Here is a 15,742-nt window from a genome sequence, read left to right as displayed (position 1 = left end):
TACCTCACGCGTACTTCTTGTTGTTGATCCGGTCCCAACCGCCGGCGACATTCCCGCCACCGCTGCCGTCGGAACGTTTCTGGCGGGTATAGGTGGTCTTGATACGCCCATAGTTCAACTGGACGATTTCGATGGGAACGCCCGAGCTTGCATTCTGCGAGTAGTCGGCGATGATGACCTCTTCCAGCACGATCTCGTAATATTTGAGTTTGTCGGTGCCTGCCCGGCAAAGCGCAAGTTTTACTTCCTTGAGATGCTGGCCCGAGCAGCTGGCTTCCAGCAGCTTGCAGCTCGCGCTGTCGAGAAACTTGGTGAACGTAAAGTTGGTCAAGGTGGTACGCCCCGACGTTGCACCGCCGGAAGAGCTTGCGGTAGCGGACGTGCTTTGATTGACACCGAAGTTATAGCCGTTGATCTCGATCCAGTTGGTGTACTGCTCATCCAGCGCTTCGCCAGCGATGTCGTCGATTTGGATAAAAGCGTCGAAAGCCATGCCTACCTATCCTTGGTAATGGTGGGTCTGAATCCCAATGAACGGGTGTGACAGGTACGGAGGCAAAATGTTCCCCCACTGCCCGAGCCGCCACACCCGATGCATGACGCTTCAAGCCCTACAACGCCTTCATCTCTGCAATATCCCGCGCCACCTGGTCTGCCGAGTGGTCGAACATCGCCTGTTCCTGCGCATCCAGCGGCAACTCGATAATCCGCTCAAGCCCCTTCTCTGCCAGTACGCAGGGCACACCCATGGCGATATCCGTTCGCCCATACTCGCCCTCAAGAATCGCCACCGCCGGCAAAATACGGTTCCGCCCATTGGCGATCGCATCGACCATCTGCGCAATGGCCACGCCCGGTGCATCGCAGGCGCTCCCCATCTTCTTCAACCCCAGAATCTCGCCGCCGCCCTTACGTGTGCGTTCGACAATCTGCTCGATCTGCTCATCGGACAAGAAGTGCGACAACGGCACCGAGCCAATCTGGCAGTAGCGCATCAGCGGCACCATGCTGTCGCCATGCCCGCCCAACACCAGCGCCGTGATATCCCGTGCAGAAAACCCGGTTTGCTCGGCGATGAAGCACTTCATGCGCGCGGTATCCAGCACCCCCGCCTGCCCGAACACCTTGTCGCGCCCCTGCCCGCTGACGCTCCAGGCGCGATAGGTCAGCACATCGACCGGGTTGGACACCACCAGCACCGTCGCTGTCGGCGCGTGTTTCTTGATATTCGCCATGATGCTGTCGAGAATTGGCAGGTTGATACTCAATACGTCCTGACGCGACTGGCCGGGCTTGCGCGGCACGCCCGCCGTGATCACCACCAGCTCGGAACCCTCCAGCATCTCGGCTTTGGCCCCGCCGTGAACGTGGGTATCGGAACCTGAATCCACAGCCGCCTGCCAAACGTCCAGCGCCTTGCCCTGCGCCAGTTCACCCTGCACGTCCATCAACACCAGCTCACGGCACAACTCATCCCGGGCGATGATCTGCGCCGCCGCCTCGCCGACCAGGCCGGCACCCACAATCGTTAATTTGTTCACCAGACACCTCCCAGCGGCGCGCGCCACCAGGAACACGCCTGCGTATAGAGAGAAGTATTGACCGCCACTGCGAAAAGGCCACCCGAAGGCTGATGGCTGGTAGCTGAGAGGACGCTGGGGCTTCTGAGGCTAGCGCCGGCTTGGAACGATTCCAGCCCCGCGTTTTTCCGGGGCCCGGGGCTTGTGGAATGGTCTCAGTACCAGGACTTGCCATTGGCCTTGCGAGAGCAACTGTCATGCACAAAACTCAAAAGCTAGCGCAAACACTCGCAAAGCACGCGCCATCCACCGCGCAGCCTGCTTTACAGGCAAAAAAGCCCCTGCATGAAGGGTTAGGCACTGGTTCTGGGGGTTTAGAAAGAACTGCAAGCCTCGAAAGTGGATACCCCTCGCAAATTGGCACCCGCACAGAATCAAAGACTGAAAAAGAGATCATTAATCTCTGTAGGAGCTGGCGTACCGGCGATGGGCTGCGCAGCAGCCCCAATACCCAGACCCGACAGGCATGAAGCACCACGCTGACCGTCGCCATACGATTAGGGTGGCAGCTGTACGCAGGTTACCTCCGCCACCTGGAGCAACGGCTATCAGCCAATGTCAGATCAGAAGCCTACTTTCTGCATACAGATCTGCACGGCGATCGGCGTGAAGATCGTTGTTCTGGCTGATCAACTTGTTTCGTGATTCCGACAGGTTCAAGGTAGCCAGCAAGATCTGCTCGTGACCTTCCTCCATGGGACCAGCTAGCGGATACCCATCAGGATCAACTATGACCGAACCTTGAACCCAGTCGACTCCCCGCTCTGTGCCATACCGATCACAGGCCGCGATAAACAAACGATTGACAGAAGCGTTCGCCTGAACCCTCACCACCTCAGCTGGGCGCTCCTGAACAGGACGTGGCCCCCAAGGCCAATTCACAGGCGCACAGAGCAACTCTGCCCCTCCAAGTGCGGGCAAACGGACCCACTCGGGAAACTCCAAGTCATAACAAATCAAAGCAGCTAGCTTTCCAAATACCGTATCCACTACCTCCGGTGGCTCGGTGCCAGGCGTGAAAATCGCTTTCTCACTGTCCCAAAGATGTACCTTTCTGTAGACACTTCTTAAACCACTGCTATCGATAATCGCGGCACTGTTCGCGACCCCAGCGTCAAGCCGTTCACAGAAACCACCAACAATGACGACATTCAGCTCACGCGCGAGAGCTCGCCAAAGCTGCATGGTCGCACCGGCCAGAGATTCAGACAGTGATAGCGCCTCATCGAGGCCCTTGAAGACATAACCACTCTGCACGAGCTCTGGCAAAACTATCACCTGAGCACCGCGTATGGCTGCTGTGCGAATTGCGCGCTCAGTCAGACGCCGGTTGTGGATCAGATCACCAACACTAGGGGCCAACTGACAGCAGGCCACGGTTGTAGTTTTTACAGCTTTCATAAACGCAATTCCTGCTAAGAACTCAAGAATGGATGTCTTCTCTGGTGGTCAACGCAAGCATTTCACGCTCAGTGATGCCATCCACGATCAGACGCTCCGCTTCCAAATCCAAAGGCCGGCTGAGCAGGTAATACGTAAAGCCAGAAACAATCAGCCCTACAAGCCATGCTATATCAACACCTTCAAGCATGCGTGCAAATGGACCGACGAAAACCTCTTGGCCCGCAGCAGCACCATAGATATAGAAAAACGGAATCATGCACAGGAAGCCAATCACATATGATGCAATGCCCCGTACTTGCCATGCACCATAGATTCCACTGGGAGTGAAGAAATGGGGGATGGCATAGCGACCTTTACGCACCACGAAGTAATCCACCAGGTTCACAGCTGTCCAAGGCACCAGGAAATAAAGCATCAGCATCAGGAAGGTGTTCAAAATCGCGATGCCGTTACCTCGGATAGCTAGTACGCAAGAAAATAACACCAACGTGATTGCCACAATCGAGAAAATCCGAGCTCTTGGTGTTGGGTTGATGCGACGAACAGAGTCGACACCCGTAAGAAGAGTCAGCATGGCGCTGTAAGTATTCAAAGCGATTACTGGCAAGAAGCCTGCGACCGACACCAATACCAAAACATGCCCAAGTCCAGGCAGCAGCGAGGCACCAACCTGGTCGAGTGCCACCAGAGCATCGGAGGCATGCAGCAACTGAGCGAGCCACGCTCCAAGACCGATCATCCACACACCTGAAAGCGAGGCTCCGAGGAAAATGGCCGCAATCAATTTGGATCGGCTGGTGTCCTTAGGGAGGTAGCGTGAATAGTCCGACACATAAGGGGCGTAGGAGATGTTGTAGCTAGCTGCAATCGCAAACTGCGTTGCGAAAGCGATCCAGGTAAACCCGAGGTTCGACGGCTCCGAGACTGGCAGATCGGCTTGGCCAGCACCAAACATCAGGCCGATTGTCACCAGCGAGTAGAGTGGTAAGGTCAGGATGAGTGCCCACTTGAATGCTTTGTGCATCAAGTCATGGCCGTAGATCGAGAGCAAAGCGCCAACGGCTATCACAACGCAAGCTACAGGTATGGGGTCAAGCCCAAAGACATTATGTAGCCCGTCCATGATCAACGTCACGTTAACAACATTGAAACCGATGAACACAAATAAAGTGGCCATCAGGGCCAGAACGACCCCACGATAGCCGAACTGGGCGCGGGATTGAATCATCTGAGGCAATCCCATTTCGGGCCCTTGGGAGCCGTGGAATGCCATGAACAAGGTGCCGAACATAATGCCTAGCGCGCCAGCCAGGGTAGTCCAAAGAGCAGAGAGCCCAAGGGACGGTCCAACAAAACCTATTGAAATTGTGAAGAAGTGGAAGTTACCGAGGAACCAAAACGGGCCTTGGCTGGACAGCCGGGCATGACGCTCGGTCTCTGGAATGTAATCGATCGAATGGCCTTCGATGGCCAAGCCGGTACTCGTATCGGCGGTGCGGGCGGTATGACTGGACCCAGGCATGGGACGCTCCTGCTTAACGCGATGTTGTTATTGTGGAGGTATCTATTCGGCCGCTAACACATGAGTCCATCTATGCTGCTGACCATGCCTTGTGACTGGGTAACGACCTGACCTCTGCTCGATCATTACCAGTGACTCGCAGTGACAGCTAGCGCTTCCATCCTTAAAATCGAAAAAACTCAGCTGCCGAAGCCAGAATTTAGGCTTACCACGACAAGCGTAAAATATCGGCCCCGCACTGTTCACATAGATTGCGACCTATGAATGTCGCTTAGAGGTTGATGATGCTCGGCACCGTTTCTGAGATGGATATCCGACTGATCAGGGTGTTCCTAGCTGTCGTCGAGGCTGGTGGAATTTCCGCAGCGCAGAGCTCTCTCAATACGACGCAGCCGACCATCAGTGCGCAGCTAGCCTCCCTTGAAACTCGATTAGGTTTCCGTTTATGTGAACGTGGACGCGGTGGCTTTGCGTTAACGGCGAAGGGCACTCAATTTCTTGATGCAGCTAGGCGCTTTCTCGCCGCAGCAGAAGGTTTCCGTCTGGAGGTACAGCAGATCAATCGTACCCTCAGCGGAACCCTGAACATCGGCTTACTGGGACAAATCGACCCTCAAGCAAACAAACGAATAGCCCTGGCGTTGGCTGGCATACGTGCCAAACACCATGGACTGTTTTTCAATTTCACCGAGCTTTCTTCAACCTTCCTTGAAGAGAAGCTAATCAACGGACACCTTGATCTAGCAATTGGTTACTTTTGGCGGCGACTGGACTCGTTGGAGTACCTACCATTGTTCAGCGAAACTCAGATCGCCTACTGCGGTTCCACCCATCCCTTATTCGCCTCAGCTGGTGAGCTGAACACGGCAGCGTTAGCTGCCTATGAATGGGTCTGGCCCAGCCATCCGTTACCTGAGATGCCAGCACCCGCTGCGCTAGAACGCCTGACAGCGTTGACCGATAGCATGGACGGGGCCGCCCTTCTCATCCTGTCTGGACAGCATCTTGGATTTCTTCCAGAGCACTACGCTGCGAAACACGTTGAACAAGGACAACTCAAAGCGCTGAACCCGAAGCAACTGAGGTACGAGGTAGGCTTCCAGGCCGCGTTGCGTCACTCAGCGCGACCTGGCCAGCTTACTAGTGCGTTCCTAAAAGCATTGACCAATGCGTTCATGACGTAGGTTCTGACTGATGTTAGTCATGATGTGACCAAGCTCTTGTGGTCGCAGGGATGGCAGTTACCTGCCACCCTCTGCACAGATCCGTACGTGCGGAACTACCGCATACGGCTCCTGCCTCGTAAGCGGCCAGCTTTAACTTGCGCTCTAAGCGTCCGGCCAACTCACCTTGCGTTAGCCAGGCCGGCGCCCACGATTGTCGGTTTGTCCATCAGCTACCTCTTAGCGGCGTGCACCACCAGGAACACGCCTGCGTAAGGAGAAGTATCGTCCGCTGGGGCGAAAAACATCCGAAAACTTGCACCGTCTCAGGTCCGTTGTGAGTAACCTTTCGCCCCCGTGTCGTTAAGGGGGTGATACTGTAATCACCGTCGAGCCGGAGAACGGTCCCGGATTGACAGTCCCTACGCTGCTCAGCCTCGAACGAATATTCAGCGTGCCATTTTGGCCGTCAGGAAGCCTTACATTGATACCTGAGGTAGCGTCCTTACCATTGACTGTAATTCTTGAGTACAGGCTGCCATCACTTCTGAGTTGAACACCCTTTGGATCTGTTCTAGATGCCGTAACCGTGACGCTAGACGGCCCAGAGCACATCACATTGAGCTGGGTCGAAGCCGTTGCCCCGTCGAGTTCCGTCTCGAACACTTTCTTATGGTCAATGTTGAAGTTACCTGTGATGTCGCAGTGCAGCGGCGGTGCAGAGACACGGTTGCAATCACCCCACCTGCCGAAAATTCCCCCAACGCTGGGGCCGGAGTAAGCATACGATAAAGCTAAGCATAACGTACTAGGGGGATAATCTGACGGCACTAGAATCGATCCACTCAGGGGTATGGTGAACCCCTGCTTTTGAAGGTCTGAGAGCAATTCGCCTGAGCCGGATGAGCTACGACGAATAGGGACCTTCCATGTATCGTATAGCCACGTATACCCATCCGTCGAATCCCTTATCGATAACATTATAGTGCAGGTATTGACTTGCGGATCGGTGGATACGCAAGGATTCCGTTCCCTTTCAGTGACCGTCCAGTTGTGTACCAAGAAGTAATAACGTATCCCGAAGCGTTCATAAAGACTTGCTGGGTTCATTATCTTGGGGATGGCCTCTACTTGCGCTGTAAAGCCGACCCAAAGTGTCGATAACAATACACCGCGCTGTAAAACCGCATACGCCATATGCATAATTAAGTTACTCATAGGTGAGGGCAAACGTCAGGGATGCGTCAAAGTCGCCTTGGCCGAGCGTGCGGTTGGCTAGCACCTCGGCTTTTCCTTGCAGGTAGGCATTGAAACTGATCTGGTAATTGCCACTGCTCAGATCGCCCATACGGTGAGTCTTGTTTAATGGCAAAGCCTTGCCAGCAGGAGTCTCCAACCCGACCATCAGGCCTTTCACCGTGGCGCTTTGAACCAGCAAAAGCCCTGCCGGATCACTACTTTCGTTGCCGTTGAACGTGATGCTGACCGAGCGCTGGCCAGTACCCAAGTCGCAATTCTGCAAGTGCAGTTCGATCGGTCGACCTACGGTTCTACCGTTTAAATAAAGGTCTTTGTCTACCACGGCCTTAAAGTCCAGTTCGACCAACTGGTCTTCCTCTGCCAGCACGCATGGCTCGTTTACCAAGGTGCCGGAGAAGTACAGGTTGTCTTCTGCCGCATGTACTACCGGTAACCAAAGGCTGGCGGCCAACCAGGCGTTCAAGGTCATGGCCCACTTGCCCATACATCCTCCTAGTAGATTTCAGCCATCAATAGCGCAGAAGCGGTGAATTGCGTGCTGGGCAATTTCGCGCCGGCCAGCTTTACCGGCACGGCTTCCATCACCGGCAATGCCGACCCGTAGATATTGATCTCGCGAGGTTTGTTAGGAATCAACGGGGTATCACCGAGCAGTACCTTGATGCCCAGGTTTTTCTCCGAGGTATGCAGCGCGGCAGGGTCGAAACCTGCGTGGGTGCCCTTGAGGGTGAGGCGCATGTGCCAGGTGAAACCACTCTCGCTCGCCCCTGGGCAGTCGATCTGGTAGGGGATCGTCTGGCGGTAACGCTCGCCATCGATGCGGTTGACCGCAATGTTGCGCTCGAAGCGCACGTCGATACGGCCCCCCTTGTCGCTGACGGTACAGTTGGGCGGCGCCAGCAGCTCGCCAGTGAACAGCATGTTTTCCACGCCAACGGATGGCAAGGACAAGGCTGCGAGCGCCAGTATGACCATGCTACGGTGCAGACTGTTCATCTATAATCCACCACCAAAGTTGCGCCGGCCCTGAATGGTCCAGCCTTGATTTCGCCGTTCGCTCGCTTGACCAGCACCGCTTGCAACATCGGTTTCTTGCGGGTATCGAAGTCGACCCAGGTATTGACTGGCAGGCGAGCGCCGTCCTTCTTGATGGCAATACCCAGGTTGGCCTGCCCAGGCACCTTCAGCAGCGTTGTGTCAAACGCAGGGTCGGCGTGGACCTGCATACGCAATTCGTTGGTGGCCGAACGGCGGCAATCCAGCAGGTAATCCAAGGTGATGGTCTTGTAGCTGCCATCGATGCGGGCGGTCTGGACATCGCCAAAGGAGCCTTCAATCAGCTTGCTCCGGTTGATATCGCATGGAATATCCGCATAGACGGTACCCTCGATTGTTACTACCTGCTCGACAGCATGGGGCATTGATGCGTAGACAAGCAGCAAAGCCAGCAGTGCAGGACGTACGACGTTCATTGCAAGTGCCTCAGTCATACGCCAGGTTCACGTTGATGCTGGCACGGAAGGCGCCCGGTCGCAGCGGGGCTGCCGTGCGCTCAGGGCGGATGTAGTAGGTCAGCTGATTGTCACCGGGCGTGACGAACCAAGGTGGCGCAGCACGGCCCAAGCGTACGTCGTTTCCTTGGAGATCCAGCAGGCGCAATCCGAAGCCCTCGGCACCGACCACCTTGATCAACTCCGGCGTATCTGCATCGGCGAGGGCGGTAAAGGTCAGCGCAGCCACCGGCTCGATAGCGCTCCAGAACAAGGTGCCTTGCTGCTCATCCTGGCGGCCACCGCTGGTGCGTATACACCCCTGCAGCTTGAGGTGCAGTGCCAGAGGGGCGCCCTGATCGCCGATTCGCGCCAGTTGAGCGGTATTCAGGTCGCCCATCGACAAGCTTTGATAAACCGAGCTTGGGTCCAGGAAGCAGGCGCTTTCAAGCAGGGTCCCGCTCACCTGAAACTCAGCTACCTGGGGGTTGCCGGCGGCATGGGACAGCACAGGAACAGTCGCACTGCAGAACACGGCGGCGAAACAGACTCGGAATCCAGGCATCATCAATTGCCCTCACGTGAATGGATCATGGCCCAGGGTCAGCGCTGGCTGGCAACAGGGCTGGCGGTACAGGCGGTTGCTGCACAGCTGAACTGCAGTTGCGGGCGGCCACCATAGTCATTGACGTAAGTAAGTACCGGCTTGTCGCCCAACACTTTGCTGGTTACGCCCAGGTCGAGTTGGCCCATGGGTTCGATCATCAGCGGCTTGAAGTCGGTTGCACTCTCAGCCTTGAGGCTGGGCATGGCATCGATCAGCGTGACGTAGTAAGGGGTCGGGTTGTTCACCAAATAACGGTCACCCTGGCGAGTCAAAGTCAGCTTTTCTTGCCAGGGAGCGGTGTTGATACCGGCCCGAGAGGCAATCGATGCAGGGCGGTAGAACAGTTTCACTCGGGTTTGCAGGGCAATCTGCAAGGTATTGGCTTTATCGCTGCGTGGCGGAATTTCGCGCAGGTTGAAATAGAACAGCGACTCACGGTCCTGAGGCAGTTTGCTCAGTTCAGGCAGGGCCTGGATCTTCACCTGGCTGTTGGCCCCGGCCTCCAGACGCTGAATTGGCGGCACCACCGCCATAGGGCTGGTGATTTTCTCGGACTGTTCATTTTCAATCCAGGCCTGGGCCAGGTAAGGCAACTGGGTGTTCTGGTTGCTGACACTGAGACTGATTGATTTCTCGCTGCCAACAAAGATCACCCGGGTACGGTCCAGCGAAATCGCGGCCAGGCTGGTTTGTGCCACACAAGTGCCGATCAGGGTGAGCAGCATCTGCGTGCTGCGTTTGAAACTGATTTTCATAAAGTACCTGTTGCAGATAGGTTAAGCGGTGGCGTCGCCCGCATCGTTGTCGGGCTGGCACACCAGCTCAAGTTGTCGTTCCGACGAGACCACCTGGTCGGGTAAGGTGAAGTGGCAACGTGCCTGGCCATCCCAGTGCAGCGCCATGGTCTCACCCGGCTTCATGCCGCTCAGGTAAGTCAGCCCTTCTTCTCCGACAATGCCGGTTTCCTGACCACGGCCATTCTTGGCAGAGGCGCCGAACGGCGGTGCGCTGCGGTTGGCCATGCGGATGACGACCATGGCTTTGTGGCCACTGATTACATCGAAACTGCGGTAACCGATTGCACCTTCGGTGAGGGTTGCCTGGGTGACTGACTGAGTGGCTTCGATATCGTCGGGCAACTGGTCCAGAACAACGCTGGCCTGATTGCGGTAATAGCTGTTGACGTCAGACACCACAGCCTTGCCGAAGCGGTTGGTACGGGTTACCCCACCGTTGCCACGCACGGGAACATCAGCAACGCCCTGTGTATCAAGCAGCAGCCGTGTGCCACCCATGACGCCGCTGCGGTGCAGTGCTGCGCCTTGCCCTGTAAGGGTGGCTCCGCCCTGCACGTTCAGGCCGGCCGAGGTGTACTCACCCGACTGGTAGCTGGCGGTGGCCACGACCTGGGCATGGTCCCCGTCATGGGACAGGAAGCCGCTGACGCTTTCCCCGCCTGTAGCCTTGCCTGCGCTGAGCATGTAGTGGCTACGCTCGTCGATACGGTCGTAATAGCTCAGGCTGTGGGAGGTGTCGCCACGGTTGACCGAAGAGCTGTAGCTGAACGAACCGGTGCTATCCCAGGGGATATTGAGCGACAGATAGGCGCCATCATCGGTAGTGCCATTACTCTTGTTCTGATAGGCCGTCAGCGACAAGCTGAGGTTCCTCAAGCCACCGACGTCGAAATAGCGCGACAACGACAGGCTGTAGCGGTCGCTCGACCGGCTGTTCCAGTATGTCTGGTGGTTGTAGTTGAGGTACATGCTGAGCGAAGAATCGCGAAACTGCTTACTCACTGTTGCGGTATACAGCTCCTTGCTCTGGTTCAGCGGCTGGCCGCCGCGCTGGATTTCGACGAATTCGTTCATGCTCAGGTAATTCTTCTCGGAGAATCGGTAACCGGCAAAGGTAACCTGGCTGTCGTACTCATCGAAGCGCTTGGAATAGCTGGCACGATAGGACTTGCCGCTCAAGGTGTCGCGCTCCGGCACGGTAGCCCGCGATTGAGTGACGTCAAACGACAATGCACCGAACGCCATCAGATCGCGCCCCACACCCACGGCCAAGGCGCCATAGTCCTTAGCACCCAGGCTGCCGCCATACAGCGACCAGCCGTTGCTCACACCCCAGGAGAACTCACCGGTAGCGAACGCCGGGCCATCGAGTTTATGCTCCCAATCGGAGGGTTTGCCGGTTGCCAGCTTGTAGCGCACCGCGCCCGGGCGAGTGAGGTAAGGGATGCTGGCGGTGTCCATCTGAAACTCCTGAACGCTGCCATCCTGTTCCTCGACGCGCACATCAAGTTGGCCAGAAACTGCATCGTTGAGGTCCTGGATGCGGAACGCCCCTTGTGGCACCTGGGTTTCGTAAAGCACCCGGCCTTGCTGGCGAATGATTACCCGCGCGTTGGTCCGGGCCACACCAGTGACTTCCGGGGCATAGCCTCGGAGGTTGGGCGGCAGCATGTTGTCATTGCTGCTCAGGTTGATACCGGTATAGCGGAAACTGCCAAACAGGTTCGAGTCCAGGTAGTCTTCACCGACAATCAGGCTCGAACGCAGCGAGGGTACAGCCCGCAGCGCATAGAAGCGGCTCCATTCGAACTGATTGTTCGAGGGCTGGCCGGCGTCGCGTTGCATTTGCGCCTGCCAATCTCCACGTAGGCGCCAGGCCCCCAGGTTCACCCCGGTAGTACCGTTGCCGCTGAGGTGGTCATTACGACCGCGCTTGCGCTCGGTGGTTTGAACGTTGAGGTTGTAATCGAACAGCACCCCGGAAATACCGTCATCCCAACGGGACGGCGGATCCCAGTTCGCGGCGGTATATTCCAGTTGGTCCTGGGGAATACTCACGTAGAGCGCCGCGTTGCCCAGGTTGCCCCGTGCCTGCATACCCGAAACGCTGCTTAAATCCAGGCAGGCGCCGTCGTGCCACCAGACCAACGCCTTGGCAACCCGCTCTTTCAAACCCAACTGATTGACCAAGGCCGGCGAAAGGCAGGCAACGCTGCTTTTCGGATCATCATCGGCCAGAACATAGTCGACGGCAAATTCCGCCAACGCCTCATTGTTCACGTGCACCATCAGGCTGTATTGGCCGGGCATGATGAAGTTCGCTGACGCAAATACCCCAAGGTCAAGGTTCTCGCGATCCTTGACGTCGAGTACGTCAGTGTTGAATTGGAATTCCTCGGCTGCACTTGCCAACGTCGCGACACAACACAACGCCATAGTAGCCAGTACTTTACGATAATCCACGTGACTAAATCCTTGAACGAATCTGCAGTAACTGTCTGCAGTTCAGAAGTGCTGAATATTCAGCTTGATCGTGGCATGATAATCGCCAGCCTCCAGTACACGCCCACTACCGACTAACGCCAGCGAATAGTTGAGCAGCAAACTCTCGGTAGAGAGTGCCCCATGTTCAAGCGTCATACCGGGAGAGACCAAATTTCCTTGACTGTCCTTGATTTGCAACGCGATCCCTTTTGCATCACCCTGAAGACCGAAGTTTTCATCTTGTCGCTGACCTTCAAATGTCAATATGAAACCCTGTGCAGGAGGGCCACCTCTGGTTTTTTCCGGCGTAATGCAATCGCTTATATAAATAGTCAGGGCCTGCTGGGCGGACGGGTCACCACTTAACAAACCACCCAATGCCAGAGGCTTGAAGGAAACTATCTGGTTATTATTGCCGACGCGAATGTTACAGCCACTATCGACGATGCTCCCGGTCAATTGCACACGCCCTTTGAGTGCCTCGGCAGCACACCAGGGAGCTGCCAAAGGGCCAAGGACCAGGAACAGCAATGCGCTTGAGCGAATCATCCAAACCTCCGCAAGTTTCCCTACAGCACATAGTCCCAATGCGCTGCAGGGAAGCTCAGTGACGAATGACGTTACTGATACGCGAGGGTGAAGTTGGCGAAGGTCTCGAAGTCACCCGGCTCGATTGCGGCGGCTGCACCACCACCACCACCGCCAGCCGCGGTGTCACCTTGCAGGTATGCACTGAACTGCAGGTAGGTGTCGCCATCGGACAGGGTCTGCGCCGGGGCTGCAGTGCCCAGCTTGATCAGATCGCCCTTGTGGTCTGCAATGGCGAGGCTAGCGCCTTTGGCAGTCCCCTTGAGCGCCAGCAGGTCTGGGTTGGAGGCTGGCGAACCGGTGAAGGTAGCAGTAGCCGATTTCAGGGCGCCCAGCTCACAGCCGCGCAGTTCGATCTTGAACTTGGTCGGGTTGGACTTGCCGCCATTTTTAAGGGCAACGTTGGAAATTTGGTCCATGTCGACAGTCTGGTACTGAGATTCTTGAGCAATGGAGCACGGCGCATCAATGATCGCACCCTTGAAGGTAATCACACCGCGCCCTTGGTCCTTGGCAAAGCTGGCAGCTGAAGTTGCTGCCAAAGTAACGGCCATCACTGCGCCAGCCAACGTACTCAATTTCATTTGACACTCCTACGTTTATTTTGAAGTCCAGAAGAGGATTACAATTGAACTGTCTTAGCCGGGGGGGTATCGACGTACCCTTCAGCTAGAGCCAGTGTAGGAATGCATAGCGAAGAAATGAGTAGGACGATGCCGATGCAGGCCTAGGAAATTTCCTACAGGACTTTTCTGGAATACTTAGGAGATAAGTGCATTTCGCTTGGCGATTTCCGCCAGATCGACCAGTGAAGCAGCACCCAGCTTTTGCAGCAGGCGAGTCTTGTAGGTGCTGACCGTCTTGTTGCTGAGTAACAGCATTTCACCAATCTGCTTGTTTGAGTAACCTTGGCTTAAATAGCCCAATACCGTCAACTCACGATCGGTAAGAGAGTTAATTTGTTCACGCTCCGTCAGTTGATCTGCCGAGTTGACACTATCAAAAGCCAAGCGCGGGAAGAAGGTATAACCGGCATCGACCGCCTTGATGGCGGTAACCAGGCTGCCCAGGTCTTCTTCTTTGTTGACAAAGCCACGAGCCCCCAGCTGGATGCAGCGTCGGCACACAGAGTCGGCCGGGTGCGACGTCAGGATCAGAATCTCACTGCGTACTTTCAGGCTTTTGATTCTGGAAATAACGGTGTAGCCATCCATTTTGGGAATGCCAATATCGAGAACAACCACTTGCGGCATCAGCTCGCGTACGAGCTGAACAGCGTCGACTCCATTATCTGCTTCCCCCACCACGCGCATGCCGTGCTTTTCCAGCAGGACTCTGACCGCGAGTCGAATGACCGGATGATCGTCAACAATCAGAACGCTATGCATAACGGGTTTTTACCTTGAGAAGCGTTTATTACGGGGCAGGATAGCCTCAGCGGCAATCAGGTTAGCACTATTGGCTGTTCCGACAGGCATAGCGTAATGCCACCGTGGGAATTTTCCTAGGCACGCTCAGAAACCTCCGATGGAGATACAGGAATTACCCCTTGCAGACTGGACATCCTTTAACTGCGTGCGTGTATACCTGCAATGCAAGATTTGACTGTTCTGGTTCTGGAGGATGAGCCCTTTCAGCGCCTTGTCACTGTGACCGCGTTGGAGAAAGCGCTATCGAGCCCCATTCTGCAAGCGGCTGACGGAGAAGAAGCCATTGCAGTGCTGTCCGGCTGTGATGCCGTGGACATCGTGCTCTGCGACCTGAAAATGGCCGGCATGGATGGCCTGGCTTTCCTGCGCCATGCCAGCGGCAGTGGCAAAGTGGGTGCCGTGGTGTTGTGCAGCGAGCTTGATCCGCTGCTGCGCCACGCTACCGTGGCGATGATTCAATGCCTGGGCCTGACGTTTCTGGGCGACCTGGGCAAGCCATTCCAACTGGACGGGTTTCGCCAACTGGTCAAACGCTACCAAGAGCACCGCAGCGCAACGCCCAAGCTGTTGTCGCCGGCAGAGTTACCGACACTGACCGATATGCAGCGCGGCCTGGACCATGGTGAGTTCGAAGCTTACTACCAACCCAAGGTCACCCTCGACGGGCAACAACTAGCAGGAGCAGAGGTGTTGGCGCGCTGGGTACATCCGCAGTTAGGGGTGTTGCCGCCTGCGCATTTTTTGCCAGTGATGGAGGCGCACAACCTGATCGATAGGATGTTCTGGCAGCTTTTCGACCAAGGCCTGACCCTGCAACAACGGCTGGCCGCAACAGGCCGGGCCATCAACCTGGCGTTCAATCTGCACCCCACTCAACTGGCCTGCGCCGAACTGACGGCGCAAATCAACACCCTGCTCAAGCGTTCGCAGATACCCGCGGCCAGCGTAACGTTCGAAGTCACCGAAAGCGGGGTTATCGGTGCCCCAGCCAGTAGCCTGGAAAACCTTGTGCGCTTGCGGATGCTGGGGTGTGGCCTGGCCATGGATGACTTCGGTGCCGGCTATTCGTCGCTGGCTCGTCTCAGTGAACTGCCTTTCAGCCAGATAAAGCTTGATCGGGTGTTCGTCCGCAAGATGCAAAGCCAGCCCAAAAGCGCGGCGATTATCAGCTGTTCGGTTGCCCTGGCCCAGGCACTAAGCGTTTCGCTGGTGGTCGAAGGCGTGGAAACCACTGAACAACAGGCTCGCCTGATCGAGTTGGGTGCCACCCTGGCACAGGGTTTTCTTTTTGCCCGCCCCATGCCAGAGGCTCACTTTATCGACTTCTTTGCAGCGCTAGAAGGTTGGGACAAGTGAGCATGAACCGTAAACACGGCTTTATACTGTCACCACTCCAGCCCTGACGGCTTTACTGGCA

The 15,742-nt window shown here is 56.1% G+C and carries 15 protein-coding genes; 2 read left to right on the top strand and 13 right to left on the bottom strand.

Annotated elements, in window-relative coordinates:
- Positions 1-4 precede the first annotated feature (4 nt).
- The 4 genes from ACF8GF_RS19400 to ACF8GF_RS19385 form a co-directional block, all read right to left on the bottom strand.
- Complete coding sequence (locus tag ACF8GF_RS19400; RefSeq protein WP_047605116.1) at positions 5-493, bottom strand: type VI secretion system tube protein Hcp; 489 nt, start codon at positions 491-493, stop codon at positions 5-7.
- Between the two features lie 118 nt (positions 494-611).
- Positions 612-1,541 (bottom strand): malate dehydrogenase, encoded by a 930-nt coding sequence (locus ACF8GF_RS19395; RefSeq protein WP_392488369.1) that lies wholly within the window; start codon positions 1,539-1,541, stop codon positions 612-614.
- 597 nt (positions 1,542-2,138) lie between these two features.
- Complete coding sequence (locus ACF8GF_RS19390; RefSeq protein WP_176685605.1) at positions 2,139-2,981, bottom strand: nitrilase family protein; 843 nt, start codon at positions 2,979-2,981, stop codon at positions 2,139-2,141.
- A 22-nt stretch (positions 2,982-3,003) separates the two neighbouring features.
- Positions 3,004-4,506 carry a cytosine permease gene (locus ACF8GF_RS19385; protein ID WP_176685604.1) on the bottom strand — a complete coding sequence of 501 codons (1,503 nt, stop codon included), beginning with the start codon at positions 4,504-4,506 and terminating at the stop codon, positions 3,004-3,006.
- A gap of 284 nt (positions 4,507-4,790) precedes the next feature.
- Between ACF8GF_RS19385 and ACF8GF_RS19380 the strand changes: the two genes are divergently transcribed.
- Positions 4,791-5,690 (top strand): LysR family transcriptional regulator, encoded by a 900-nt coding sequence (locus ACF8GF_RS19380; protein WP_176685603.1) that lies wholly within the window; start codon positions 4,791-4,793, stop codon positions 5,688-5,690.
- A 1,189-nt stretch (positions 5,691-6,879) separates the two neighbouring features.
- Here ACF8GF_RS19380 and ACF8GF_RS19375 read toward each other — a convergent pair.
- From ACF8GF_RS19375 to ACF8GF_RS19335, 9 genes are all read right to left on the bottom strand, one after another.
- Entirely contained in the window at positions 6,880-7,413 is a 534-nt protein-coding gene (locus ACF8GF_RS19375; RefSeq protein ID WP_176685571.1) for a fimbrial protein, read from the bottom strand.
- An 8-nt stretch (positions 7,414-7,421) separates the two neighbouring features.
- Positions 7,422-7,925, bottom strand: a complete 504-nt coding sequence (locus ACF8GF_RS19370) for a fimbrial protein (RefSeq protein WP_176685570.1) — start codon at positions 7,923-7,925, stop codon at positions 7,422-7,424.
- Positions 7,922-8,419, bottom strand: a complete 498-nt coding sequence (locus ACF8GF_RS19365) for a fimbrial protein (RefSeq protein ID WP_176685569.1) — start codon at positions 8,417-8,419, stop codon at positions 7,922-7,924. Before ACF8GF_RS19365 ends, ACF8GF_RS19370 begins: the two co-directional genes overlap by 4 nt.
- Positions 8,412-8,987 (bottom strand): fimbrial protein, encoded by a 576-nt coding sequence (locus tag ACF8GF_RS19360; RefSeq protein ID WP_176685568.1) that lies wholly within the window; start codon positions 8,985-8,987, stop codon positions 8,412-8,414. Before ACF8GF_RS19360 ends, ACF8GF_RS19365 begins: the two co-directional genes overlap by 8 nt.
- Before the next feature lie 35 nt (positions 8,988-9,022).
- The gene (locus ACF8GF_RS19355; protein ID WP_176685567.1) at positions 9,023-9,781 is read right to left on the bottom strand and encodes a fimbria/pilus periplasmic chaperone; all 759 of its coding nucleotides are present in this window, start codon (positions 9,779-9,781) and stop codon (positions 9,023-9,025) included.
- A 21-nt stretch (positions 9,782-9,802) separates the two neighbouring features.
- Positions 9,803-12,286, bottom strand: a complete 2,484-nt coding sequence (locus ACF8GF_RS19350; protein WP_218115805.1) for an outer membrane usher protein — start codon at positions 12,284-12,286, stop codon at positions 9,803-9,805.
- A gap of 42 nt (positions 12,287-12,328) precedes the next feature.
- Positions 12,329-12,856 carry a fimbrial protein gene (locus ACF8GF_RS19345; RefSeq protein WP_392488368.1) on the bottom strand — a complete coding sequence of 176 codons (528 nt, stop codon included), beginning with the start codon at positions 12,854-12,856 and terminating at the stop codon, positions 12,329-12,331.
- 71 nt (positions 12,857-12,927) lie between these two features.
- Entirely contained in the window at positions 12,928-13,479 is a 552-nt protein-coding gene (locus ACF8GF_RS19340) for a fimbrial protein (RefSeq protein ID WP_176685565.1), read from the bottom strand.
- A gap of 177 nt (positions 13,480-13,656) precedes the next feature.
- Positions 13,657-14,283, bottom strand: a complete 627-nt coding sequence (locus tag ACF8GF_RS19335) for a response regulator transcription factor (RefSeq protein ID WP_176685564.1) — start codon at positions 14,281-14,283, stop codon at positions 13,657-13,659.
- 204 nt (positions 14,284-14,487) lie between these two features.
- On the opposite strand from ACF8GF_RS19335, the gene ACF8GF_RS19330 reads away from it, so the two are divergent.
- Entirely contained in the window at positions 14,488-15,681 is a 1,194-nt protein-coding gene (locus tag ACF8GF_RS19330) for an EAL domain-containing protein (protein ID WP_176685563.1), read from the top strand.
- Positions 15,682-15,742 lie beyond the last annotated feature (61 nt).

It is taken from the genome of Pseudomonas sp. yb_5 (assembly GCF_043103865.1).
Taxonomy (GTDB): Bacteria; Pseudomonadota; Gammaproteobacteria; order Pseudomonadales; family Pseudomonadaceae; genus Aquipseudomonas; species Aquipseudomonas putida_Y.
Note: the sequence above shows the minus strand (reverse complement) of the source record. Positions and strands in the feature narration are given on the sequence as shown.